Origin of the sequence: Mycobacterium sp. E787 (assembly GCF_001668725.1) — a bacterium.
Taxonomy (GTDB): domain Bacteria; phylum Actinomycetota; class Actinomycetes; order Mycobacteriales; family Mycobacteriaceae; genus Mycobacterium.
Map to the genome: position 1 here is coordinate 51,965 of NZ_LZKL01000106.1, position 21,739 is coordinate 73,703.

The following is a 21,739-nucleotide window of genomic DNA, read 5'->3' on the forward strand; positions in this document are numbered from 1 at the left end:
CGGTGCGAAAGCATGGGCGCATGACAACTGGAACACAGAGCGGCCGCGAAGTTATTGCGCAATTCCTCCCCCAATCGCCCTTGGTCGCGAAACTGGGAATCGTCGCCGATGAGCTGGGCGACGACGAGGTGCGGCTGCGGCTGCCGTGGGATCCCTCCAACGTCACCATCGGCGACATGGTCCACGGCGGTGCCATCGCGACGCTGGCCGACGTCACCGTCATGGCGGCGGCGTGGTGCGGCGTGGAGGCGCCCCCTTCGCTGCGCGGGGTGACGGTGTCGATGGCGCTGGATTTCCTGGCGCCGGCCCGCGCCACCGACGTCATCGGGGTGGGCCGGGTGCTGCGGCGGGGCCGGTCGCTGGTGAACTGCGAGGCCGAGATCGTCGACCCGGCGGGCACGCTGATCGCCAAGGCCCTGGCGACCTACAAGGTGGGCTAGTTTTCGCGGCGAGCAGACGCAAAAGCCCCCAAATTTGGTCCCGATTGGGGGCTTTTGCGTCTGCTCGCGCGGGGAAGGGGGCAGCGCTACGGTGTGACTTCCTCGAGCCTGCCGGTGGCGACGTCGAAGACGAAGCCGCGCAGCGACACGTGCTTGGTCACGAACGGGCTGTTCTGGATGCGGCGCAGCGACTGCCGGACGTCCTCGGCCGGGTCGGGGAAAGCCTCGGCCGCCCAGGGCGGTTTCACCCCCGTCTCGTCCTGAATGGCGCGCTTGAAGTCGTCGTCGGTGAAGGTGAGCATCCCGCAGTCGGAATGGTGAATCAGGATGATCTCCCGAGTCCCCAGCAGCCGCTGGCTGATCGCGAGCGAGCGGATGACGTCGTCGGTGACGACGCCGCCCGCGTTGCGGATGACGTGAGCCTCCCCCTCGTTGAGCCCCAGGAGGCGGTAGACGTCGAGCCGGGCGTCCATGCACGCGACCACCGCGACGTGCTTGCTCGGCGGCATCGGCAGCGGCCCGGTGAAGCCGCTCGCGTACCGGGCGTTGTTGGCCAGGTAGTCGTCGGTAACCGTCACGCGCGCCTCCTCGGGATATCGCGGCCGAACGTAGCAACCAGCCGCCCGTAATTCACTCATGAAAATCAGCCGGATCACAAGACACCTCCCGGCTCGCTAACCTGTCCCAATGCGGAACGGGCGGCCATGATCCGGTTTCTGGCGCGCCGGCTGCTGAACTATGTCGTGCTGCTGGCGCTGGCGTCGTTTCTGACCTATTGCCTGACGTCCTTGGCCTTCTCTCCGCTGGACAGCCTGTTGCAGCGCAATCCGCGACCACCGCAGTCCGTCATCGACGCCAAGGCCCACGCGCTCGGCCTGGACCAACCGATCCCGATCCGCTACGCGCACTGGGCGTCGCACGTGGTCCGCGGCGACTTCGGCACCACCGTCACCGGCCAGCCCGTCGGCTCCACGCTGTGGCGCCGCGTCGGGGTGACCCTGCGGTTGCTGGTCGTGGGCTCCGTGGTGGGCACCGCGCTGGGCATCGTGGCGGGCGCGTGGGGCGCGATCCGCCAGTACCGGCTCAGCGACCGCCTCGTCACGATGGTGGCGCTGCTCGTGCTCAGCACGCCGTCGTTCGTCATCGCGAACCTGTTGATCCTCGGGGCGCTCCGGGTGAACTGGGCCCTCGGCGTCCAGCTGTTCGACTACACCGGCGAGACGTCGCCGGGCGTGGCGGGCGGCTGGCACGAGTTGCTCGACCGGTTGCGGCATCTGATCCTGCCCACGCTGACGCTCTCGCTGATGGCCGCCGCCGGCTACAGCCGCTATCAGCGCAACGCGATGCTCGACGTCCTCGGCCAGGATTTCATCCGCACCGCCCGCGCCAAGGGCCTCACCCGTCGGCGCGCGCTGCTCAAACACGGGCTGCGCACCGCGCTGATACCGCTGGCGACGCTGTTCGCCTACGGGGTGGCCGGGCTGGTCACCGGCGCGGTGTTCGTCGAGAAGATCTTCGGCTGGCACGGCATGGGCGAATGGCTAGTGCAGGGCATCACGGCCCAGGACACCAACATCATCGCGGCGATCACCCTGTTCTCCGGCGCGGTGGTGCTGCTGGCCGGCCTGCTGTCCGACGTCTTCTACGCGGCGCTCGATCCGAGGGTTCGGGTGTCATGACGCGCGCTGAAACCACTGCGGCGCAGGGACTTTCGGCCCCGGAGGAGGTCGAGTTCGCCTCGCGGCGCACCCTGGTGTTGCGCAGGTTCGCCCGCAACCGGCTCGCGGTGGCGTCGCTGGCGTTGTTGGTGCTGCTGTTCGTCGGTTGCTACGCGCTGCCGACGCTGCTGCCCTATTCCTACGACGACCTCGACTTCAACGCGCTGCTGCAGCCGCCGAACACCCGGCACTGGCTGGGCACCAACGCGATGGGCCAGGACCTGCTGGCGCAGATCCTGCGCGGCATGCAGAAGTCGATGCTGATCGGCGTCTGCGTGGCGGTGATCTCCACTGGCATCGCCGCCACCGTCGGGTCCATCGCCGGCTATTTCGGCGGCTGGCGCGACCGGGTGCTGATGTGGGTGGTCGACCTGCTGCTGGTGGTGCCGAGCTTCATCCTCATCGCCATCCTCACGCCGCGGGTCAAGAAGTCGTCCAGCGTCCTGCTGCTGGTGCTGCTGCTGGCCGCGTTCGGCTGGATGATCAGCTCACGCATGGTCCGCGGCATGACCATGAGCCTGCGCGAGCGCGAATTCATCCGCGCCGCAAGGTATATGGGTGTCTCCAGCCGCCGGATCATCCTCGGCCACGTGGTGCCCAACGTCGCGTCGATCCTGATCATCGACGCCGCGCTCAACGTCGCCTCGGCCATCCTGGCCGAAACCGGCCTGAGCTTCCTCGGTTTCGGCATCCAGCCGCCCGACGTGTCGCTGGGCACCCTGATCGCCAACGGCACCCAGTCCGCGACCACCTTCCCCTGGGTGTTCCTGTTTCCGGCCGGTGTGCTGGTCCTGATCCTGGTGTGCGCCAACCTGACCGGCGACGGGCTGCGCGACGCGCTGGACCCGGGCAGCGGGATGGGGCGGGGCGGCGCCCGATGAGCCTGCTGGAAGTGACCGACCTGGCCGTCGACTTTCCCACCGACGGCCAACCGGTGACCGCGGTGCGCGGCATCAGCTACCACATCGAGCCCGGCGAGGTGGTGGCCATGGTCGGCGAATCGGGCTCGGGCAAGTCCGTGTCGGCGATGGCGGTGGTGGGCCTGCTGCCCGAATACGCGCGCGTGCGCGGCTCGGTTCGGCTGCACGACACCGAGCTGCTGGGACTGGGCGACGAGGCGATGTCACGCTTCCGCGGCAAGGCCGTCGGCATGGTGTTCCAGGATCCGATGTCGGCGCTGACACCGGTGTACACCGTCGGCGACCAGATCGCCGAGGCGATCGAGGTGCACCAGCCGCGCGTCGGCCGCAAGGCCGCCCGCCGCCGCGCGGTGGAACTGCTCGAGCTGGTCGGCATCTCGCAGCCGCAGCGCCGCGCCCGCGCGTTCCCGCACGAGCTGTCCGGCGGCGAGCGGCAGCGGGTCGTGATCGCGATCGCGATCGCCAACGACCCCGACCTGTTGATCTGCGACGAGCCGACCACCGCGCTCGACGTCACGGTGCAGGCGCAGATCCTCGAGGTGCTCAGGACCGCCCGCGACGTGACCGGCGCCGGGGTGCTCATCATCACCCACGACCTCGGCGTGGTCGCCGAGTTCGCCGACCGGGCGCTGGTGATGTATGCGGGTCGGGTCGTCGAATTCGCCGGCGTGGCCGAGCTTTACCGCCGCCGCCAGATGCCCTACACGGTGGGGCTGTTGGGGTCCGTTCCCCGGTTGGACGCCGCGCAGGGCGCCCGCCTGGTGCCGATCCCCGGCGCTCCGCCGTCGTTGGTGGGGCTGCAGCCGGGCTGCCCGTTCGCGCCGCGCTGCCCGCTGGTGATCGACGAATGCCGCACCGCGGAACCGGAATTGATCTCCGTCGGCGTGGACCACCGGGCGGCGTGCATCCGCACCGACCAGGTTGGCGAGCGCAGCGCCGCGGACATCTACGGGGTCAGCACCGCCGCGCACGCGGAGCTGGCTTCTGGCGACTCGCCCGTCGTTGTGCGGGTGCGCGATCTGGTCAAGACCTACAAGCTGACCAAGGGCGTGGTGTTGCGCCGCACGGTCGGCGAGGTCCGCGCGGTCGACGGCGTCAGCTTCGAGCTGCGGCAGGGCCGCACCCTGGGCATCGTCGGCGAATCCGGCTCGGGCAAGTCGACCACGCTGCACGAGATCCTGGAACTGGTTGCGCCGCAGTCGGGCTCGATCGAGGTGCTCGGGAACGACGTGGCGTCATTGACGGCGGCGAGCCGGCGAGCGCTGCGGCGCGACATCCAGGTCGTCTTCCAGGACCCGGTGGCGTCCCTGGACCCGCGGCTGCCGGTCTTCGAGCTGCTCGCCGAACCGTTGCGGGCCAACGGCTTCGACAAGAGCGCCACCAACGCGCGGGTCGCCGAGCTGCTCGACATCGTGGGCCTGCGCCGGGCGGACGCGACCCGCTACCCCGCCGAGTTCTCCGGCGGGCAAAAGCAGCGCATCGGCATCGCACGCGCGCTCGCGCTGCAGCCCAAGATCCTGGCCCTCGACGAGCCGGTGTCCGCGCTCGATGTCTCGATCCAGGCCGGGATCATCAACCTGCTGCTCGATCTGCAAGAGCAATTCGGCTTGTCATACCTCTTTGTCTCCCACGATCTTTCGGTGGTCAAGCACCTGGCCCACCGGGTGGCGGTGATGCACGCGGGGGCAATCGTGGAACAGGGCGACAGCGAGGAGCTCTTCCGCAATCCGCAGCACGACTACACGCGCCAGCTGCTGGGCGCGGTGCCGCAACCGGATCCGGGGAAGTATGTCTAGGTCGTCTCGCGCCGAGACTGCGCTCAGGGCGCGGTTCGGGGGCAAATCCGCGCTCTGGACGCAGGCTCGGCGGGTGTCGAGCCTGATGGTGATCGCCGCTTTGACGCTGACCGGATGCTCGCCGGCCATCAACTTGACGGCCCCGACGGGCACCAACGCGTCGATCGGCAGCACCAGCGACGTCAACCCGCAGAACCCCGCCACCCTGCGCGACGGCGGCGACCTGCGGCTCGCGCTCAGCGACTTCCCGCCGAACTTCAACATCCTGAGCATCGACGGCAACTCGGCCGAGGTCGCCGGGATGATGAAGGCGACGCTGCCGCGCGCGTTCGTCATCGGGCCGGACGGTTCGACGACCGTCGACACCGACTACTTCACCAGCGTCGAGCTCACCGGGACCAATCCGCAGGTGGTGACCTACACCATCAACCCGAAAGCCGTGTGGTCCGACGGCACGCCGGTCACCTGGCGCGACATCGCCAGCCAGATCCACGCGCTGAGCGGAAACGACAAGACCTTCGAGATCGCCGGGCCCGGTGGCGCGGACCGCGTCGCCTCGGTCACCCGGGGCGTGGACGACCGGCAGGCGGTCATGACCTTCGCCAAGCCCTACGCCGAGTGGCGCGGCATGTTCGCCGGCAACGGCATGCTGCTGCCGGCCAGCATGACCTCCACGCCCGAGGTGTTCAACAAGGGGCAGCTCGACGGGCCCGGCCCGTCGGCCGGTCCGTTCATCGTATCCTCGCTGGACCGGACCACGCAGCGAATCGTGTTGCGGCGCAACCCGAAATGGTGGGGCGCGCGCCCGCGCCTGGACAGCATCACCTACCTCGTGCTCGATGACGCCGCCCGGCTGCCGGCTCTGCAGAACAACACGATCGATGCGACCGGGATCGGCACGGTGGACCAGCTGACGATCGCCCAACGGACCAAAGGCATTTCGATCCGTCGCGCGCCCGCCCCGGCCTGGTCGCACTTCACCTTCAACGGCGCCCACGGGTCGATTTTGGAGGACAGGGCGCTGCGGGTCGCCGTCTCCAAGGGCATCGACCGGCAGACCATCGCCAAGGTCGTCCAGTACGGCCTCACCAGCAACCCGGTGGCGCTGGGTAACCACATCTACGTCGCCGGGCAGGAGGGCTACCAGGACAACAGCTTCGTCGCACCCTATGACCCGGCCGAGGCGAGCCGCGAGCTGGACGGGCTGGGGTGGAGGCGGGGCGGCCAGTTCCGCGAGAAGGACGGTCACCAGCTGGTCGTCCGCGACTTGTTCTACGACGCCCAGGGCAGCCGGGTTTTCGCGCAGATCGCCCAGCACAGCCTCGCCCAGATCGGGGTCAAGCTCGACCTCGTCGCGAGGTCGGGCAGCGGCTTCTTCACCAATTACATCAACGTAGGGGACTTCGACATCGCGCAGTTCAGCTGGCTCGGCGACGCGTTCCCGCTCTCGTCGCTGACGCAGATCTACCAGTCCGACGGGGCGAGCAACTTCGGCAAGATCGGCAGCCCGGAGATCGACGCCGCGATCGAGCGCACGCTCGAAGAGCTCGATCCGGCCAAGGCGCGCGCGTTGGCCAACGACCTCGACAAGCTCATCTGGGCCGAGGGATTCAGCCTGCCGCTGACCCAATCCCCCGGCGACGTCGCGGTGCGCAGCACGCTCGCCAACTTCGGCGCGGTCGGTCTCGCCGACCTGAACTACACCGCGATCGGGTTCATGCGGAGCTGAACCGGCGCCGCAGCAGCCCGAAGGCCGGCACCGCTGGCAGGCTCGGCAGGGCGCCCTCGGCGACGGCGGTCAACTCGATCGCCTTCCACAGCAAGCGAATTCCCGGCCGGGGCGGGAGGGCATCCAGCGCGGGGGCCTGGGCGGCCAGCCCGTCGAGTTCGCCCCGGCACACCGCGCCGGCGATGGCCAGCGCCGCGGGCTCGCGAAAGTCCAGCGCGCTGTGGGCCATGGTGGGAAGTTTCACCAGCGTCGAACCGGGGATCAGGGACGCGACCCGCTCGGCGACCGGCGTCGGGGTGATCAGATCGCGGCCCCCGGAAATCACGACGGTGGGCCAGGTGAAATTCGGCATCTCGGCCGGCAGGTCGTACGGCTCGTCCTCGAACGTGACCTTCTGGGTGCGGGTTTCGCGTTCCGCCACGGCCGGGTCGAGCGGCAGGCCGTCGGGTTCGGCGGCATAGTCGAGCTCGCGGAACGCGATGCGGCTCACCAGATCCTCCTCGTACCGATACGGCAGGTTGCTCAGCGTGGCGAAATGGGATATCGCCCACCACAACAGCTTTCGATCCTCGAGCAGCAGGTCGAGTTGCCGATCGAGCAGCCCGGCACCGCCGTAGCCATAGATGGTCGCGACGACCTGTGTCGCCGCGGCGGTCATCACCCCGGCGTCGACGAGCTTGCGGATCTTGGGCGCCAGCGGGGCGGTTTCGGGGCTGTCGCCCCGCAGCAGCAGCCGACGGATCGCGCGGCGCACGATCACGATGTCGTGGCGGGACAACAGCGGCGAATCCAGGACCATCGCGTGGACCCGGCCCGGATGGCGCACGCCGACCCCGGCGGCGATGTAGGTGCCGTACGACGTCCCGTAGATGACGGCGGAGTCCACGCGGGCGTCGTCGAGCACCGCGGCGACATCGTCGACGACCTGGTTCACGGTGAGGGCGCGGGGTGGCAGGTCATCGCCGGCGTCGTTGTGCCGCGACAACCCCACGCCGCGATGCTCGATCATGATGACGTCGAGGCCGGCGGCGGCGGCCCGGCGCCGCAATCCCCGGTACATCTGCACCGACGCCACCCCCGGACCTCCGGGGATGATCACCAGCGGGTGCGCCGACTTGAGGCCGCTGCGAACGTAGTAGAGGTTGAACCGCTCGGAGCTGCCGGTCGAAACGGGCCGGCGCACGGGCCGCACGCCGGGCAACGCCGCCAGCTTTTCCTGCAGCCGACGCCGTTTCGCGTTCATGGTCATGAGCCTGTCCCGCCATCGTTCCGCTCCGCCGAGGAGCCCGGCGAACACTCACCTTAAAGACAATTACCGTCGGGCGTCGAACGCTAAACGTTGAGCTCGATGCGGTGGGCGCCCTCGACGCCGCTGTACCGGTCCGGGCTGCACGTCAGCACGATCACCTGCCCGTGCGCGCCGACGGTGTCGAACACCCGCCCCATCCTGGCGAGCCGGTCGGGATCGGTGAAACCCAGCGCGTCGTCGACCACCACGGGAACGCTGTCCTCCTTGGCGACCAGGGCCGCGCCGGCCAGCCGCGCGAGGATGCCGAGCTGCTCCTTGGCCCCGCCCGACAGGGACTCGTAGGGCACCGTGACGCCGTCCAGCGTGCGGCTGCGGATGCACAGGTCGCTGCCGACGTCGACCTCGAAGGTGGGGCCGAACACGGGGCGGCCGAGCCGCTGCAGTTCCGCGCGGTAGGGCGCCACGTAGCGCTGCCTGGTGGTGTCGCGGTGCCGCGTCATCACCGAGCGCAGCAGCTGCGCGGCCCGCGCCCGGCCACCGACCCGGGCGTGGTCGCCGGCGGCGTGCTCGCGTTCGGTCTGTGCGGCATCCAGCTTGCCCTGGCGGCCCTCGCTGCCGAATACCGAGAGCTCGATGGCGATTTCCCGCAACGCACGCGCGGCCTCCTCGTGACGATCGCGCAGCGAATCGGCCTCCCGGGTGGCCGCGGCCAATTCGGCGTCCGCCGCCTCGGGCGCCGCGGCCGCGAGCTCGTCGGCCAGCTCGGCGGCCCGGCTCTCGGCGCTTCGAGCGGCCCTCAGCCCGGTTTCGGCCGCCGACGCGAGGTCCTCGTCGCTCGCCGACGCCCGCTCCTGCGCCAGCCGTTCGGCGGCCGCGTCCAGCTCGGCGCGCTGGGCCTCGGCGTTGTTCTGTGAAACCGTTGCGCGCGTGGCTGATTCGGCGAGCGTGGCATTGGCGGCGGCCGCGGTCCGTAGCCGCTCCTCGCATTCCGCGGCCGCGGCCGCGCGGGCCGCCTCCGCGGCGTCCGATTCGGAGCGGGCCGCGTCCGGCGCCACAAGATCGGTTTCGGCGGGCTGATCGGCGCGCAATTGCGCCAGGCGGGACCGCAGTTGGTCGACCTGCTCATCGCCGCACAGGCCGGCCACGGTGGCATCCAATTGGTCGCGGCAGCCCTGCAGTTCACGGCGGCGCCCGTGGGCGGAACGCGCCACGGCAAGGTCGGCCACGCCGCCGGCGCGCAACGCCGCCGCTAATTCCTCTTGTGCGGCAGCGTATTTGGCCCTGACGTCGAGCGTGGTCGCGCCGGGCGTGATCCGCGCGCTCAACAGGCCGGGAACCTCGACGGTGGTGGGACCGGTCGCCGTGATCGACCAGGTTTGGCCGGCCCGCAGGGACACCCGTTCGTCGCCGGCCACCAGGTCGACGTCGGCGACGGCGATGAATTCCACCGCCGCGGACGTCAACGCGAGCTGCCCGCCGATGCGGTCGACGGCGGCCGCGGCGTTCTCGATGCGCCGCAGCAGCTCGTCGGTGATGGTGGCGACGGGGGGCTCCGTGAGCTCGGCGCAGACCCGGTCCCGGTCCCGCTGGACGGCCGCGAGCTTGGCCAACCGGGCGCTCAACCGGTCGGCCTCCTCACGGGCCGCGAGCTGATCGACGGTGCGCCGGGCGGATTCGGCGCGGCGTTGCCGGTCGGCCAGCAACCGGGTGGCCGCCTCGGCGGCGGCCGCAGCGGCCCCGGCCTCGGCGGCCGCCGCCGCGCGGGCGTCGGCGGCCCGCTGCGCTTCGGCCGCCGCGGCGGCGACGGTCGCGGTGCGGCTTTCGATTTCGGTGAGCAGGCGCACGCGAGCGTCGTGGGCGGCGGCCGCCGCGGCACCCGTCGCGGCGGCGGCGTCGGCGACCAGCTTGGCTTCGTGCGCTTGGTTGGTGAGTTCGGCGATCCGCTCAGCGGCGGTCCGCGCGGCGACGAGCCGCGGGGCGGCGGCGGCCCGTTGTTGTGACAAGGCGGCGACCTGCTCGGTCAGCTCGGCGTGGCGGCGCACCCGGTCGTCGACCTCGGCCACCGCCGAAACGCATTCCGCCACTGCGGCTTCCGCGTCGGCCAGCCGGGAGATGGCGGCGGACCACTCGCCGGTGGGACGCCCGGTCGGGGTGAAGTAGCGGCCGTACTCGGCGTCGATCCGCTCGATCAGCAGTGGCTCCGTGCCCTGTAGCGCCGCCGCAGTCTGGGAGTTCGAGGCCGCCACGTCGAGCGCCCGCGACAGCGCGTCGCAGCCGGACAGGTCCACCGCGGCGGTCGAGCCGGCCTGCAGCACCCGCTGCGCGTGCCAGAGGTCGTTGTCCACCGTCTCGGCCAGCATCGCGCGGACCCGTTCGTGCGCCTCGTCGCCGGTCAGCTGCTCGCGGCGCGGCGTCAGCACCGTCAGCTCGGTCTCGCACTTCTTGTGAAACCGCTTGCGGTAGACGAAACGGTATGGGCCGCAACTAATTTCGGCGCTGACCTCGGAGCCGACGTCGCTGTGGGTCGGCTTGACCTGCTTGACCTCTTTCTTGGTGGAGCGGTCCCGCGATTCCAGGAGCAGGTCGAGCGCCTCGATCATCGACGACTTGCCGATCTCGTTGGCGCCGCTGACCACCACGACACCGTGGTCGGGGAACTCGATCTCGCGGTGCGCGATGCCCCGGTAGTTCGTCAGGACTAGGCGGTGCAGCTTCACGCGGCGCCCCGATCGGCCAGCCGGAGCAGCAGCGCCAGCGCGGCCTGCGCGTCGGCGGCGGACTCGGCGTCACCCTCCCGCGCGGTGGCCACCAGCTCGTCGACGGCCGCGGCGGCGAACCCGCCGATGCCCAGGTCGGTGAACTCGCCGTCGGCGGGCATGACGACGAGCTCGGTGTGCCGTTCCCACACGCCCAGCCAGGCGAACAGCCGGGCGTAGCGGTCCAGGCACGCGTCCAGCGCGGCGCGGTCGGTGACCGTCAGCGAACCCGCCAGCGCCAGCCGCACCACGGTGCGCTCCTTCTCCGTCATCAGGTCCAGGTTCAGATCGAGATCGGCGATGTCGCGGCCGGTGTCGACCTGGCGGCGCAGGGTGACGAAGCGCCAGCGCCCGACGTGCCGGGATTCGACCGCGACGGCGCCGTCGTCTTCGTCGACGTCGACGACGAGCACGTGACCCGGGTTCGACTCGACGTCGTCGAAGTTGGTGACCTCCGGTGAGCCGGAGTACCAGATGCGCGCGCTGTCGCCGACCCGGGTGAGCGAATGCTTGTCCCCCAGCGCCACATAGTGCAGCAGGCCGCGGTCGACGGCGTCCTCGAGCTTGGCCAGCCGGATCAGCGAGGGCTTGTCGCGGTCGGGATCCAGGACGTCGACACCGCCATGGGCGACGAGGATGCGGGTGACGGGTTCGGCCGGCAGGGTTTCCAGGACCTCGGCCACCAGGTCGGTGGTCGGGGCCTTGGACCGCCACGGCGCGGCGACGATCTGCAGCCCGGGCCTGACCTCGTGGACGCCGGGGCGGTCGAGGACGGTGACGTTGTCCGGGCGTTCGGCGGTGAACAGCGCGCCGGTGTACACCGACGACGCGTCGAGCGGGTCGTGGTTGCCCGGCAGCAGGTACACGGGAATGCCGATGGCGCGCATGGCTTCCAGCGACTGCCCGATCACCTGCGGCGCCAACTGGTTGTGTTCGAAGACGTCGCCGGCGACGACGACGAACTCGGCGCCCACCTCCGCGGCTAGTGCGCCCAGGCCGGCCACCGCGTCCCGGCGGGCGGCCGAATACCGCGGCTGGGCGTCGCCGGCGAGGAAGTGCCGCGTCATGCCCAGCTGCCAGTCGGCGGTGTGCAGGAAACGCATCCCGGCGGCCCCCTTTCGGATTCGTGGCTGTCAGGGCACCGCGAAGTCTAGGTCCGCACACCGACAAGACGCGGGACGTGGATCGGCAGGTCCGTGCAACCGAATCTCGCATTACGAACCGCGCGGCGAGTGACCTCGTTTAGCATTTCTCAACTGTCTTGCGTTCTGCCGAGGATGGGAGCCGCCCATGCCTATATATGTGACCGCGGCGCCCGACGCTCTTGCCGCGGCGTCGGCCGACTTGACCGGCATCGAGGAGGCGATCAAGCAGGCGTCCGCCGCGGCGGCTCCCTCGACGACGAGGATTGCCGCGGCGGCCGGCGACGAGGTGTCGGCGGCGGTCGCGACCGTCTTCGGCGACTTCGCCGAACAGTTTCACGCGCTGACCGCGCAGACCACGGTCTTCCATGCCCGGTTCGTGGGGACGCTCGGCGCCGCGGGCGCCACCTACGCCGCCGGCGAGCTCACGAACCTGTCCCTGCTGGTGAAGGGGGTGGAGCAACAGTTCTTCGACGTGGGCTTCTTCTCCCCGTTCACCTATCTGACCGGGCAACCGCTCTTCGGTCAGGGTGCCGTCGGCCCCGCCGTCACCGGCACCACCGGACCCGGTCTGGCCGGCAGGCTCATCACCGGCTTTCTCAACGGGACGCTCGGGAACCAGAGCGGCGGCGTGTTTCAGGGGACGGGAGCCCCCGGGCCGGTGACCGGGGTCCGGGAGGGGATGTCCTACCTGGAGATTCCGGTCGGCCCCCACGGCTACGACGCCCCGGCGCGCTGGTACTTCCCGACGCAGGCGGACGGCACGGTGAACGCCCGAGGCGTCATCTATCTCCAGCACGGCTTCCTGGGAACGGGCGGCTGGTACGGCGCTCTGGCCACCGCCCTGGCGTACGGCACCGACAGCATCGTGGTCGTCCCGACCGTCTCGTCGATCCCGTTGCCGATGGGCGCCTGGCTGGGCGGCACGCAGATGCAGCAGGCGGTGGGCTCGCTGTTCCTGGGCAACGAGACCGCGCTGAACCTCAGCGCCAGCCAGGCCGGTTACCACGGCACGCTGCCGCAAAGCTTCATGATCAGCGGGCATTCCGCCGGCGGCGGCCTGGCCACGCTCGCCGCCGGCGACTACATCGCGGACCTCGGGACGAACACCGCCAACAACCATCTTCTCGGTGTGATCATGTTCGACGGGGTCGCCAACGACTCCTCGGCCTTCGCGGCGGCGATCGCCAACCTCAAGACGTTGAACGTCCCCGACTACGTGGTGGCCTCGCCGCCGCAGGCGTGGAACGCCTTCGGCGCCACCACGAATGAACTGGTCAGCCTGTACCCGGGGCAGTTCACCGGCGTCGAGCTGGCCAACGGATCGCACGTCGACTCGCTGCTGGGCAACAAGCCCGTCATCGACTTCGTCGCACAACTGTTCACCAGCTTCTCGCCGGGCGGCAACACCGAGGCCGTCTACACGCTGTCCACGGGCTGGATCAACGACATCTACTCCGGCCACGGCCCACTCAGCCCGCTCTACGGCCTTTACGGGACCACCGGCGGCTACGTGCCCCCCGGTGGTCAGCAGATCATCCTGGGCCCGGCCACCGGGACCGTGCTGCCGGTGTGAGCAAGATGCAAAGTAAGCGCACCCTGCTGCTGATGCGGCACGCGAAATCCGACTACCCGGAGGGTGTCGCCGACCATGACCGGCCGTTGGCGCCGCGCGGGGTCCGGGAGGCCGGGCTGGCCGGGGATTGGCTGCGCGCCAACGTGTCACCCGTCGACGCGGTGTTGTGCTCCACCGCGACGCGTGCCCGGCAGACCCTGGCCAACACCGGTCTCGACGCCCCGGTGCGCTACAGCGAGCGACTGTACGGGGCCACCCCGGGAACGGTGATCGAGGAGATCAACGAGACGTCCGACGAGGTAGGCACCCTACTGGTCGTCGGTCACGAGCCGACGACGTCGGAACTGGCGCTTATCCTGGCCGACGGAGACGGCACGGACGACGCTGTGGTGGAACGCATTTCGACGAAATTTCCGACGTCGGCGATCGCGGTGCTGGCGGTGCCCGGCGCGTGGCGGGATTTGGAGCCGGGCCGCGCCGCGCTGACGGGGTTCGAAGTCCCGCGCTGACTACGAGTTGGTAGCGAGCGTCAGCTCCATGAGCTTGATGGCCTGCCCGCAGGCGTCGATGCCGGGCGCCTGTGGGTTGACCCACCAGCCGACCACCCCCGCCGCGTTGCTGGCCACGCCGCAGGCGCCGTTCGGGTCGTCCGGGCGCATCACGATCGACTCGATGCCCGCGATCGCGCGGTTCTCCACCTTGTACTTCAGGAAGTCGGCGACCTTGCGCTCGTTGCCCAGGCTGCCCTGCTCGAACCAGAACCGCGTGATGTCGATCAGGCCGGCCGGGTTGGCGGCCTGCCACCGGCAGATGGCGCCGACGAACGTGCTCTGGATGTCCAGCGGATCGGCGCCCACGGTCTTGGCCAGGATGTCGGTGGTCAACACCTCACATTCCTTGAGCAGGTTCGGGTACTGCTGCTGGGAGTTGTTGTTGCGCGGCACATTGCCGCCCGCCTTCACGGCGGTCCCCCCGACGGACCTCGAGCAGCCCGTCAGCACGAGCACCGCGGCGAGCAGCACGGCCACGCCGGCCCGGACGGTTCTTCTGCTCATTTCGAGTTCGCAATCGATTGACGGGCCAGTTCCTTGGCTATGTCGCAGGGCGGGGGGAACGGCTTCTGGCTGAAGCTGACCGACCACTCGATGAAGTCGTCGGAGAACTGGATGCCCACTTCGCACAGCGAGTCGCCCAGGTTGGGCTCGTTGCCGACGGCGATGAAGCCGCCGTGGCCGTTGATGTTGATGTCGTCGACGCTGGCGCGCGACAGCTCCTCGGTCTTGCGCTCGCGTCCGATCGGGCTGCCGCGATACCAGGAGAAGGAGAAGTGCGGGCCGAGGATGCCGCCGCCCGCCAGCCACTGGCACCCGACGGAGTTTCGGGCGGTGTTCACCAGCCCGGTCACCTTGGTCAGGTCCGACACCGTCTGATCGCTGATGCCGCCGCATTGCGGAAACATCGGCCCGTGGTGACCCTCCCCGCCGCCGGGCGTCGACGACGCCGTCGCTCCGGGCTTGTTGTCGCCGGAACCCGAGCAGCCGGCCAGGATCAGGATCATCAGAGCCGACACCGCCAGAGCCAGCGCCCGTGCGCCTCGCCTTCTGCTGGTCACACGATGCACTGTAGCGGCAGCCCGCGGGTCACCCGGGGATGCGGCGCCTGAGCAGGCATTTCAACACGGTGGTCCCAACCGCGGCGCCCGCCGTGTGCGACAGTTACGACATGCTCCTGGCACTGCTGCGCCAGTACATCCGGCCGTACCGCCGGCTGGTTGCGGTGCTGCTGGTGCTGCAGGTGACCAGCACCCTGGCGTCGCTGTACCTGCCCACGGTCAACGCCGCGATCATCGACGAGGGCGTGGCCAAGGGCGATGCGGCCACCATCGTCCGGCTCGGCGCGGTGATGCTCGCCGTCACCGGGCTCCAGGTGCTGTGCGCGGTCGGGGCCGTGTATTTCGGCTCGCGGACCGGCATGGGCTTCGGCCGCGACCTGCGCCGGGCGATCTTCGACCACGTCACCACCTTCTCCGAGCGCGAGACCGCCCGCTTCGGTGCGCCGACGCTGTTGACGCGCAGCACCAACGACGTCCGGCAGATCCAATATCTGGTGCAGATCGCGGGCACCGTCTTGATCGCCGCGCCGATCATGTGCGTCGGCGGCGTCGTCATGGCCATCCATCAGGAGGCCGCGTTGACCTGGCTCCTGCTGGTCAGCGTGCCGGTCATGGCGGTGGCCAACTACCTGATCATGGCGCGCATGCTGCCGCTGCTGCGCCGCATGCAGGGCATGATCGACGGCATCAACCGGGTGTTGCGCGACCAGCTGTCGGGCGTGCGGGTGGTCCGGGCGTTCGCGCGTGAGGGCTTCGAGCGCGACCGGTTCGCGCGCGCCAACGCCGCGCTCTCCGGCACGGCGCTGACGACCGGCAATCTGCAGGCGCTGATGCTGCCGGTGACCACGCTGACCATCAACGTGTCCAGCGTGGCGCTGATCTGGTTCGGCGGGCTGCGCATCGACCGCGGCCAGATGCAGGTCGGCTCGCTGACCGCCTTTCTGGCCTACTTCACCCAGATCCTGATGGCGGTGCTGATGGCGACCATGACGCTGGTGGTGCTGCCGCGCGCGTCGGTGTGCGCCGAGCGGATCACCGAGGTGCTCTCGACGCGCGCCGCGGTGCAGTGCCCGCCGAACCCCACGTTCCCGCCGGGCGGGATCACCGGCGTCGTGCGACTGGACGGCGCGAGTTTCAGCTATCCCGGCGCCGACCGTCCAGTGCTGCAAGACATTTCACTGACCGCCCGGCCGGGCACCACCACCGCGATCGTCGGCAGCACCGGGTCGGGCAAGTCGACGCTGGTGTCGCTGATCTGCCGCCTCTACGACGTGACCGCCGGCGCCGTCCTGGTCGACGGCGTCGACGTCCGCGATTACGACCCCGAGCGGCTGTGGTCGGCGATCGGGCTGGTCCCCCAGCGCGGCTACCTGTTCACCGGCACCGTCGCGGAAAACCTGCGCTACGGCGCGGTCCCCGGGGAGGTGGTGACCGAGGACGAGATGTGGGAAGCCTTGCGGGTGGCCGACGCCGAGGGGTTCGTGCGGGCCCACGGCTCAGCAGATGGCGGGCTGAACATGCGGGTCGCCCAGGGCGGGATCAACTTTTCGGGTGGGCAACGGCAGCGGCTGGCGATCGCGCGGGCGGTCATCCGCCGGCCGGCGATCTACCTGTTCGACGACTCGTTCGCCGCGCTCGACGTGCACACCGACGCGCGGGTGCGTGCGTCGCTCGCGCGTGCGGCCGGCGCGGCCACGATCATCGTCGTGACGCAACGCATTTCGACCGCGGCGCAGGCCGACCAGGTGATCGTCGTCGACGGCGGGAAACTGGTGGGCGCGGGCACGCATGAATCGCTGTTGGCCGACTGCCCCACCTACGCCGAATTCGCCGACTCGCAGTCGGTGCGCGCCGCGGTCGGTGGGCAATGAGGGCCCCGGCCCCGACGGGACGATCCCGCGACTTCTGGGGTTCGGCGATCCGTCTGGTGAAACGCCTTGCGCCGCAACGAGGATTGAGCATCGCGGTGATCGCGCTGGGCGTCACCGGGACGGTGATCGGGGTCGTCGTTCCGCGCATCCTCGGCCACGCCACCGACCTGCTCTTCAACGGCGTCATCGGGCGGCGGCTCCCCGCCGGCATCACCAAGGCGCAGGCCGTCGCCGCGGCCCGCGCCCGCGGCGACAACACCTTCGCCGACCTGCTGTCCGGGATGAAGGTGGTGCCCGGCCGCGGCGTGGACTTCGGCGCCGTGGGCCGGACGCTGTTGTTGGCGCTCGCCCTGTATGTCGTTGCCGCGCTGCTGATCTGGGCGCAGGCTCGCCTGCTCAACCTCGCCGTGCAGCGCACCATGGTCGCGCTGCGTCGCGACGTCGAGGACAAAATTCACCGGCTGCCGTTGTCCTACTTCGACGGGCGCCAGCGCGGCGAGCTGCTGAGCCGGGTCACCAACGACATCGACAACGTCCAATCGTCGCTGTCGATGACGATCAGCCAGCTGGTGACGGCGATGCTGACGGTGGTGGCCGTGCTGGCGATGATGGTGTCCATCTCGCCGCTGCTGGCCCTGATCACCCTGGCGGCGGTGCCGGTCTCGCTGCTGGCGACCCGCGCGATCGCGCGGCGCTCGCAGCGCCTGTTCGTGGCCCAGTGGACGAGCACTGGGCGCCTGGGCGCTCACATCGAGGAGACCTACAGCGGGTTCACGGTGGTCAGGACGTTCGGGCACGCGGCCGCGGCGCGCGAGCAGTTCCGCCGCTACAACGACGACGTCTACCAGGCCAGTTTCGGCGCCCAGTTCTTCTCCGGCCTGGTGGCCCCGGCGACGGCGTTCGTCGGCAACATCGGCTACGTCGCGGTCGCCGTCGTCGGGGGCCTGCAGGTGGCCACCGGGCAGATCACCCTGGGCAGCATCCAGGCGTTCATCCAATACGTCCGGCAGTTCAACGCGCCGATCAGCCAGGTGGCCGGGATGTACAACACCCTGCAATCCGGGGTGGCCAGTGCCGAGCGGGTGTTCGACCTGCTCGACGAGCCCGAGGAGCCGCCCGCGCCCGAGCGCGCCCTGGCGGCGCCGGCCGGCGGCCGCGTCGAGTTCCAGCACGTGAACTTCGCGTACCGGCCGGGCACGCCGGTGATCCACGACCTGTCCCTGGTGGCCGAACCCGGCAGCACCGTGGCGATCGTCGGCCCGACCGGCGCGGGCAAGACGACGATGGTGAACCTGCTGATGCGGTTCTACGACGTCGATTCCGGCCGGATCCTGATCGACGGGGTCGACATCACCACCGTGAGCAGGCAGTCGCTGCGCTCGCGCATCGGCATGGTGCTGCAGGACACCTGGCTGTTCGACGGGACGATCGCCGAGAACATCGCCTACGGGCGGCCGGAGGCCGGCGAGGACGAGGTGGTCGCGGCCGCCAGGGCGGCCTATGTCGACCGCTTCGTGCACACGCTGCCGGCCGGGTACCAGACCCGCGTCAGCGGGGACGGCGCCGCCATCAGCGCGGGCGAGAAGCAACTCATCACCATCGCCCGGGCATTCCTGGCCCGCCCGCAGCTGCTCATCCTGGACGAAGCCACCAGTTCGGTCGACACCCGCACCGAGGCCCTCGTGCAGCGCGCCATGCGGGAACTTCGCCGCGACCGCACGAGTTTCATTATCGCGCATCGCCTTTCGACGATCCGCAATGCCGACCGCATCCTGGTCGTGCAGGCCGGCCACATCGTCGAACAGGGCGGCCACGCCGAGCTGCTCGCCCGGCAGGGCGCCTATTACGAGATGACCCGGGCTCAGTAACCAAGGATTCGTCAAGGATCCCGCAAGGACACGGCCGAAAGCTGAACGCGTTCAACGCCGAACCGAGCAGCAAAGGACCACGACCATGTTCGCACCCCGCATCACCACTGCTCTTTCCACCGCCCTGGGCACCGCCGCCGTCGGGCTCGCCGTCGCCACCGCCGGCGCCGCCGCGGCGACGGTCCATGCCACCTCCTTCGCCACCGACCAGGACGCGATCCGGGCCGGCCACCAGGTGTGCGCCGAGTTGGCCGCCGGCAAGAGCAAGGCCGCCGTCACGCTCATGCTGATGAGCCAGGCCAGGTTGTCGCCCCGGGACGCCGGCTTCTTCGTGGCCGCGGCCACCAAGTTCTACTGCCCGCAATTCGCCGGACAGACCGCCTAGCGGTCACAGCCAACCACCCACCGCGACGGGGGATTCCGGTCAACCGGGATCCCATGTCCGCCGCCGTAGACCGCGGCCGAGCGGGTCGCCTCCAAGAATTCGTGGAGATCCCGACAAGGCCGCCATCGGAGCCTTTACTCAACGCCCGCAAGCGAGCGCACAGGGAAGGGAAATGCCATGAAGGCCAGCACGATCGCCGCCGCCGTCAGGACCGTCATCTTCGCAGTGGTCGCCGGTGCCGTCGCGCTCGGCGCGGCCGCCCCGGCCAACGCGGCGTCGGAGGTCCTGTACGGCGATCCGGTCGCCGCCGCCGAGTACTGGCACGAGCAGCGCTACGACGACTGCGTGCTCATGGCCAGCGCCGACGTCATCGGCCAGCTCACCGGCGACGCGCCCTCGGAGCAGGCCATCATCGCCAGGGCCCACTCGACCCCCAGCGTCGCGCACGCGGGCCCGATCTACACCAAGCCGGCGGACCCGGACAACCCCAACTCGGGCGAGGGCGCCAGTCTGGCGGACGTGCCGACGCTGCTCACCCAGTACCACGTCGCCGCCGTCGTCATCGACCGGGACGACACCGCCAGGAACGGCATCCGGCCCGGCATCGCGGGACTGAAGCAGGCGCTGGGCGGCGGACACAAGGTGATCGTCAGCCTCAACGGCGAACTCATCTGGCGCCAGCCCGTTGAGGACAAGGAAGAGAACGGCAATCCGGTGTCCGACCACGCGGTGGTGGTGACCGGCGTCGACGCCACCCACGGCATCGTTCACCTCAACGACAGCGGCATCTCCGAGGGCCGCGACGAGCAGATTCCCCTGCAGCTCTTCGTGCAGTCCTGGGAGACGAGCAACGAACTGATGGTCGTCACGCTCTGAGTCGCCCGCCGAATTCTCTGAGCCCTAACCCGATTCGCGCGGATACTTCCGCGACGCGGCGAGTTTCGCGGGTTCTTACCTAATTCCGCCGGTTCGTATCACAATGACAGGACACCTCATTGGCACGCGACGCTGCGGAAGACGGGGAGGCTGTTGAGCGCGATGGACAAACGGCTCGAGTTCGGACTGCTGGGACCGCTGCAAATGAGCGTCGACGGCGACTTGGTGCCGCTGGGCACCCCCAAGCAGCGTGCCGTGCTGGCCGTGCTGCTGATGAATCGGAACAGCCCGGTCGGCGTCGACCGGCTCACCACGGCGCTCTGGGACGACTCGCCGCCGTCGGGCGCGAGGGCCAGCATTCACTCCTACGTGTCCAATCTGCGAAAGCTGCTCGCCGGTCTCGGGGTCGACTCGCGACTCGTGTTGGCGGCGGCGCCCCCGGGCTATCGCCTCACCATCCCCGACAACGCTTGCGACATAGGGCGATTCATCGCGGAGAAGACCGCGGGCGTGCAGGCGGCCGCCGCCGGCCGGTTCGAGCAGGCCGGTAAACACCTGTCCGCGGCCCTGGCGGAATGGCGCGGGCCCGTGCTCGAGGACCTGCGCGACTTTCAGTTCGTCGACACCTTCGCGACCTCCCTGGTCGAGGAGAAGATTCTCGTGCACACGGCAAAGGCGGAAGCCGAAATCGCTTGCGGGCGTGCCGTTGCCGTGATCACCGAACTCGAAGCGCTGACCGCGGAGCATCCCTACCGCGAGCCGCTGTGGGCGCAGCTGATCACGGCCTACTACCTCACCGACCGCCAATCCGACGCGCTGGCCGCCTACCGGCGCGTGAAAGAAACGCTCGCCGAAGACCTCGGCATCGACCCGGGCCCGACCCTGCGCGACCTCAACGACCGGATCCTGCGCCAGGAACCGTTGGACGTCAAGAAGACCGCCGTGACCACCGCCGCCGTGACGCTCACGGTCATGGACCAGTACACGATGGTGTCCGAGCGCGACGCGGTCGCGTACCTGCGCGAAAAGTCCGGCGAGAGCTACGCGCTGCAGGAGGCCGCGACCCGCATCGGGCGCCTCAGCGACAACGACATCGTCCTGGGCACACCGAAAGTCAGCCGCCACCACGCCGTCATCGTCGACACCGGCAGCAGCTTCGTCATCAACGACCTGCGCTCGTCGAACGGCGTGCACGTGCAGCACGAGCGCATCCGCCGGGCGACCCCGCTGCACGACGGCGACCACATCCGCATCGGCGAGCACGAGTTCACGTTCGAGATCGCCACGGGCGACAAGACCGAGGTCTAGATCCGCCGGACCGATCGTCGGGCCAGGGTGTTGATATCGTCGGCGGGTCTGGGTTGTTGGGAGGATCGATGAGCGGGGCGCCGGGCGCGCGTTCGGGGTCGAGGTTCGGGCCCTATGAGCTCAAACGGGCCCTCGGCCACGGCGGGATGGGCGAGGTCTACGAGGCCGAACACACCGGCAAGGGCTGGACCGTGGCGCTCAAGCTGATGTCGGAATCGGTCAGCAGCGATCCGGTGTTTCGCGAGCGGATGCGGCGCGAGGCGCGCATCACGGGCCGCTTGCAGGAACCCCACGTGGTGCCCATCCACGACTACGGCGAAATCGACGGGCAACTGTTTTTGGAGATGCGCCTCATCGAGGGCACCGACCTGGACACGTTGCTCAAGAGGTTCGGCCCGCTGAGCCCGCCACGGGCCGTGGCCATCATCACCCAGATCGCCTCGGCGCTCGACGCCGCCCACGCCGCCGGGGTGATGCACCGCGACGTCAAGCC

The 21,739-nt window shown here is 69.8% G+C and carries 19 protein-coding genes; 13 read left to right on the forward strand and 6 right to left on the reverse strand.

The features are described from left to right. The first annotated feature begins 20 nt into the window (after positions 1–20). On the forward strand, positions 21–440 hold the full coding sequence (locus A5705_RS21105; protein ID WP_068279759.1) for a PaaI family thioesterase: 420 nt from the start codon (positions 21–23) through the stop codon (positions 438–440). A gap of 86 nt (positions 441–526) precedes the next feature. On the opposite strand, the gene A5705_RS21110 is transcribed toward A5705_RS21105, so the two are convergent. Continuing rightward, positions 527–1,018 (reverse strand): carbonic anhydrase, encoded by a 492-nt coding sequence (locus tag A5705_RS21110; RefSeq protein WP_068279762.1) that lies wholly within the window; start codon positions 1,016–1,018, stop codon positions 527–529. 126 nt (positions 1,019–1,144) lie between these two features. Here A5705_RS21110 and A5705_RS21115 point away from each other — a divergent pair, with 126 nt between their 5' ends. The 4 genes from A5705_RS21115 to A5705_RS21130 are packed head-to-tail and all read left to right on the forward strand — an operon-like array spanning position 1,145 to position 6,603. Beyond that, entirely contained in the window at positions 1,145–2,119 is a 975-nt protein-coding gene (locus A5705_RS21115) for an ABC transporter permease (RefSeq protein ID WP_068279765.1), read from the forward strand. After that, a complete protein-coding gene (locus tag A5705_RS21120) occupies positions 2,116–3,039 on the forward strand; it encodes an ABC transporter permease (protein ID WP_068279768.1) in 924 nt (307 codons plus the stop codon). Before A5705_RS21115 ends, A5705_RS21120 begins: the two co-directional genes overlap by 4 nt. Continuing rightward, positions 3,036–4,874, forward strand: a complete 1,839-nt coding sequence (locus A5705_RS21125; protein WP_068279772.1) for an ABC transporter ATP-binding protein — start codon at positions 3,036–3,038, stop codon at positions 4,872–4,874. The genes A5705_RS21120 and A5705_RS21125 overlap by 4 nt, the downstream gene beginning before the upstream one ends. Continuing rightward, entirely contained in the window at positions 4,867–6,603 is a 1,737-nt protein-coding gene (locus tag A5705_RS21130; protein ID WP_082956605.1) for an ABC transporter family substrate-binding protein, read from the forward strand. Before A5705_RS21125 ends, A5705_RS21130 begins: the two co-directional genes overlap by 8 nt. On the opposite strand, the gene A5705_RS21135 is transcribed toward A5705_RS21130, so the two are convergent. The 3 genes from A5705_RS21135 to A5705_RS21145 all read right to left on the reverse strand — a co-directional run bounded on the left by A5705_RS21135 (position 6,590) and on the right by A5705_RS21145 (position 11,711). Further along, entirely contained in the window at positions 6,590–7,852 is a 1,263-nt protein-coding gene (locus tag A5705_RS21135; RefSeq protein WP_067883014.1) for an alpha/beta hydrolase, read from the reverse strand. The two genes, A5705_RS21130 and A5705_RS21135, sit on opposite strands and share 14 nt — an antisense overlap. Before the next feature lie 83 nt (positions 7,853–7,935). Continuing rightward, positions 7,936–10,569: an ATP-binding protein gene (locus tag A5705_RS21140; protein WP_068279774.1), complete on the reverse strand. Its 2,634-nt coding sequence runs from the start codon at positions 10,567–10,569 to the stop codon at positions 7,936–7,938. After that, positions 10,566–11,711, reverse strand: a complete 1,146-nt coding sequence (locus tag A5705_RS21145) for an exonuclease SbcCD subunit D (protein WP_068279776.1) — start codon at positions 11,709–11,711, stop codon at positions 10,566–10,568. Before A5705_RS21145 ends, A5705_RS21140 begins: the two co-directional genes overlap by 4 nt. A 187-nt stretch (positions 11,712–11,898) precedes the next feature. On the opposite strand from A5705_RS21145, the gene A5705_RS21150 reads away from it, so the two are divergent. Continuing rightward, positions 11,899–13,326 (forward strand): PE domain-containing protein, encoded by a 1,428-nt coding sequence (locus A5705_RS21150; RefSeq protein ID WP_067882943.1) that lies wholly within the window; start codon positions 11,899–11,901, stop codon positions 13,324–13,326. A 5-nt stretch (positions 13,327–13,331) separates the two neighbouring features. Further along, positions 13,332–13,835 (forward strand): histidine phosphatase family protein, encoded by a 504-nt coding sequence (locus tag A5705_RS21155; protein ID WP_067882958.1) that lies wholly within the window; start codon positions 13,332–13,334, stop codon positions 13,833–13,835. On the opposite strand, the gene A5705_RS21160 is transcribed toward A5705_RS21155, so the two are convergent. Continuing rightward, positions 13,836–14,381: a DUF3558 domain-containing protein gene (locus tag A5705_RS21160; protein WP_067882942.1), complete on the reverse strand. Its 546-nt coding sequence runs from the start codon at positions 14,379–14,381 to the stop codon at positions 13,836–13,838. It abuts the gene before it with no gap. Next, positions 14,378–14,884, reverse strand: a complete 507-nt coding sequence (locus A5705_RS21165; RefSeq protein ID WP_067882941.1) for a DUF3558 domain-containing protein — start codon at positions 14,882–14,884, stop codon at positions 14,378–14,380. The genes A5705_RS21160 and A5705_RS21165 overlap by 4 nt, the downstream gene beginning before the upstream one ends. 164 nt (positions 14,885–15,048) lie before the next feature. Between A5705_RS21165 and A5705_RS21170 the strand changes: the two genes are divergently transcribed. From A5705_RS21170 to A5705_RS21195, 6 genes are all read left to right on the forward strand, one after another. Beyond that, a complete protein-coding gene (locus A5705_RS21170) occupies positions 15,049–16,809 on the forward strand; it encodes an ABC transporter ATP-binding protein (RefSeq protein ID WP_068279788.1) in 1,761 nt (586 codons plus the stop codon). Further along, on the forward strand, positions 16,806–18,677 hold the full coding sequence (locus tag A5705_RS21175) for an ABC transporter ATP-binding protein (RefSeq protein WP_067882940.1): 1,872 nt from the start codon (positions 16,806–16,808) through the stop codon (positions 18,675–18,677). The genes A5705_RS21170 and A5705_RS21175 overlap by 4 nt, the downstream gene beginning before the upstream one ends. A gap of 85 nt (positions 18,678–18,762) precedes the next feature. Then, positions 18,763–19,062 (forward strand): DUF732 domain-containing protein, encoded by a 300-nt coding sequence (locus A5705_RS21180; RefSeq protein ID WP_067882939.1) that lies wholly within the window; start codon positions 18,763–18,765, stop codon positions 19,060–19,062. A 177-nt stretch (positions 19,063–19,239) separates the two neighbouring features. Then, on the forward strand, positions 19,240–19,938 hold the full coding sequence (locus tag A5705_RS21185; protein ID WP_068279778.1) for a hypothetical protein: 699 nt from the start codon (positions 19,240–19,242) through the stop codon (positions 19,936–19,938). A gap of 162 nt (positions 19,939–20,100) precedes the next feature. Then, positions 20,101–21,246 carry a BTAD domain-containing putative transcriptional regulator gene (locus tag A5705_RS21190; RefSeq protein ID WP_068279781.1) on the forward strand — a complete coding sequence of 382 codons (1,146 nt, stop codon included), beginning with the start codon at positions 20,101–20,103 and terminating at the stop codon, positions 21,244–21,246. Positions 21,247–21,314: 68 nt separating this feature from the next. Next, a partial coding sequence (locus tag A5705_RS21195) for a serine/threonine-protein kinase (protein WP_197521312.1) occupies positions 21,315–21,739 on the forward strand: 425 nt, incomplete at its 3' end.

Coding starts and splice junctions, on each gene's coding strand:
- A5705_RS21105 (WP_068279759.1), top strand. CDS start 21: ATGACAACTGGAACACAGAGCGGCCGCGAAGTTATTGCGCAATTCCTC.
- A5705_RS21115 (WP_068279765.1), top strand. CDS start 1,145: ATGATCCGGTTTCTGGCGCGCCGGCTGCTGAACTATGTCGTGCTGCTG.
- A5705_RS21120 (WP_068279768.1), top strand. CDS start 2,116: ATGACGCGCGCTGAAACCACTGCGGCGCAGGGACTTTCGGCCCCGGAG.
- A5705_RS21125 (WP_068279772.1), top strand. CDS start 3,036: ATGAGCCTGCTGGAAGTGACCGACCTGGCCGTCGACTTTCCCACCGAC.
- A5705_RS21130 (WP_082956605.1), top strand. CDS start 4,867: ATGTCTAGGTCGTCTCGCGCCGAGACTGCGCTCAGGGCGCGGTTCGGG.
- A5705_RS21135 (WP_067883014.1), bottom strand. CDS start 7,852: ATGACCATGAACGCGAAACGGCGTCGGCTGCAGGAAAAGCTGGCGGCG.
- A5705_RS21145 (WP_068279776.1), bottom strand. CDS start 11,711: ATGCGTTTCCTGCACACCGCCGACTGGCAGCTGGGCATGACGCGGCAC.
- A5705_RS21150 (WP_067882943.1), top strand. CDS start 11,899: ATGCCTATATATGTGACCGCGGCGCCCGACGCTCTTGCCGCGGCGTCG.
- A5705_RS21155 (WP_067882958.1), top strand. CDS start 13,332: ATGCAAAGTAAGCGCACCCTGCTGCTGATGCGGCACGCGAAATCCGAC.
- A5705_RS21160 (WP_067882942.1), bottom strand. CDS start 14,381: ATGAGCAGAAGAACCGTCCGGGCCGGCGTGGCCGTGCTGCTCGCCGCG.
- A5705_RS21165 (WP_067882941.1), bottom strand. CDS start 14,884: ATGATCCTGATCCTGGCCGGCTGCTCGGGTTCCGGCGACAACAAGCCC.
- A5705_RS21170 (WP_068279788.1), top strand. CDS start 15,049: ATGCTCCTGGCACTGCTGCGCCAGTACATCCGGCCGTACCGCCGGCTG.
- A5705_RS21175 (WP_067882940.1), top strand. CDS start 16,806: ATGAGGGCCCCGGCCCCGACGGGACGATCCCGCGACTTCTGGGGTTCG.
- A5705_RS21180 (WP_067882939.1), top strand. CDS start 18,763: ATGTTCGCACCCCGCATCACCACTGCTCTTTCCACCGCCCTGGGCACC.
- A5705_RS21185 (WP_068279778.1), top strand. CDS start 19,240: ATGAAGGCCAGCACGATCGCCGCCGCCGTCAGGACCGTCATCTTCGCA.
- A5705_RS21190 (WP_068279781.1), top strand. CDS start 20,101: ATGGACAAACGGCTCGAGTTCGGACTGCTGGGACCGCTGCAAATGAGC.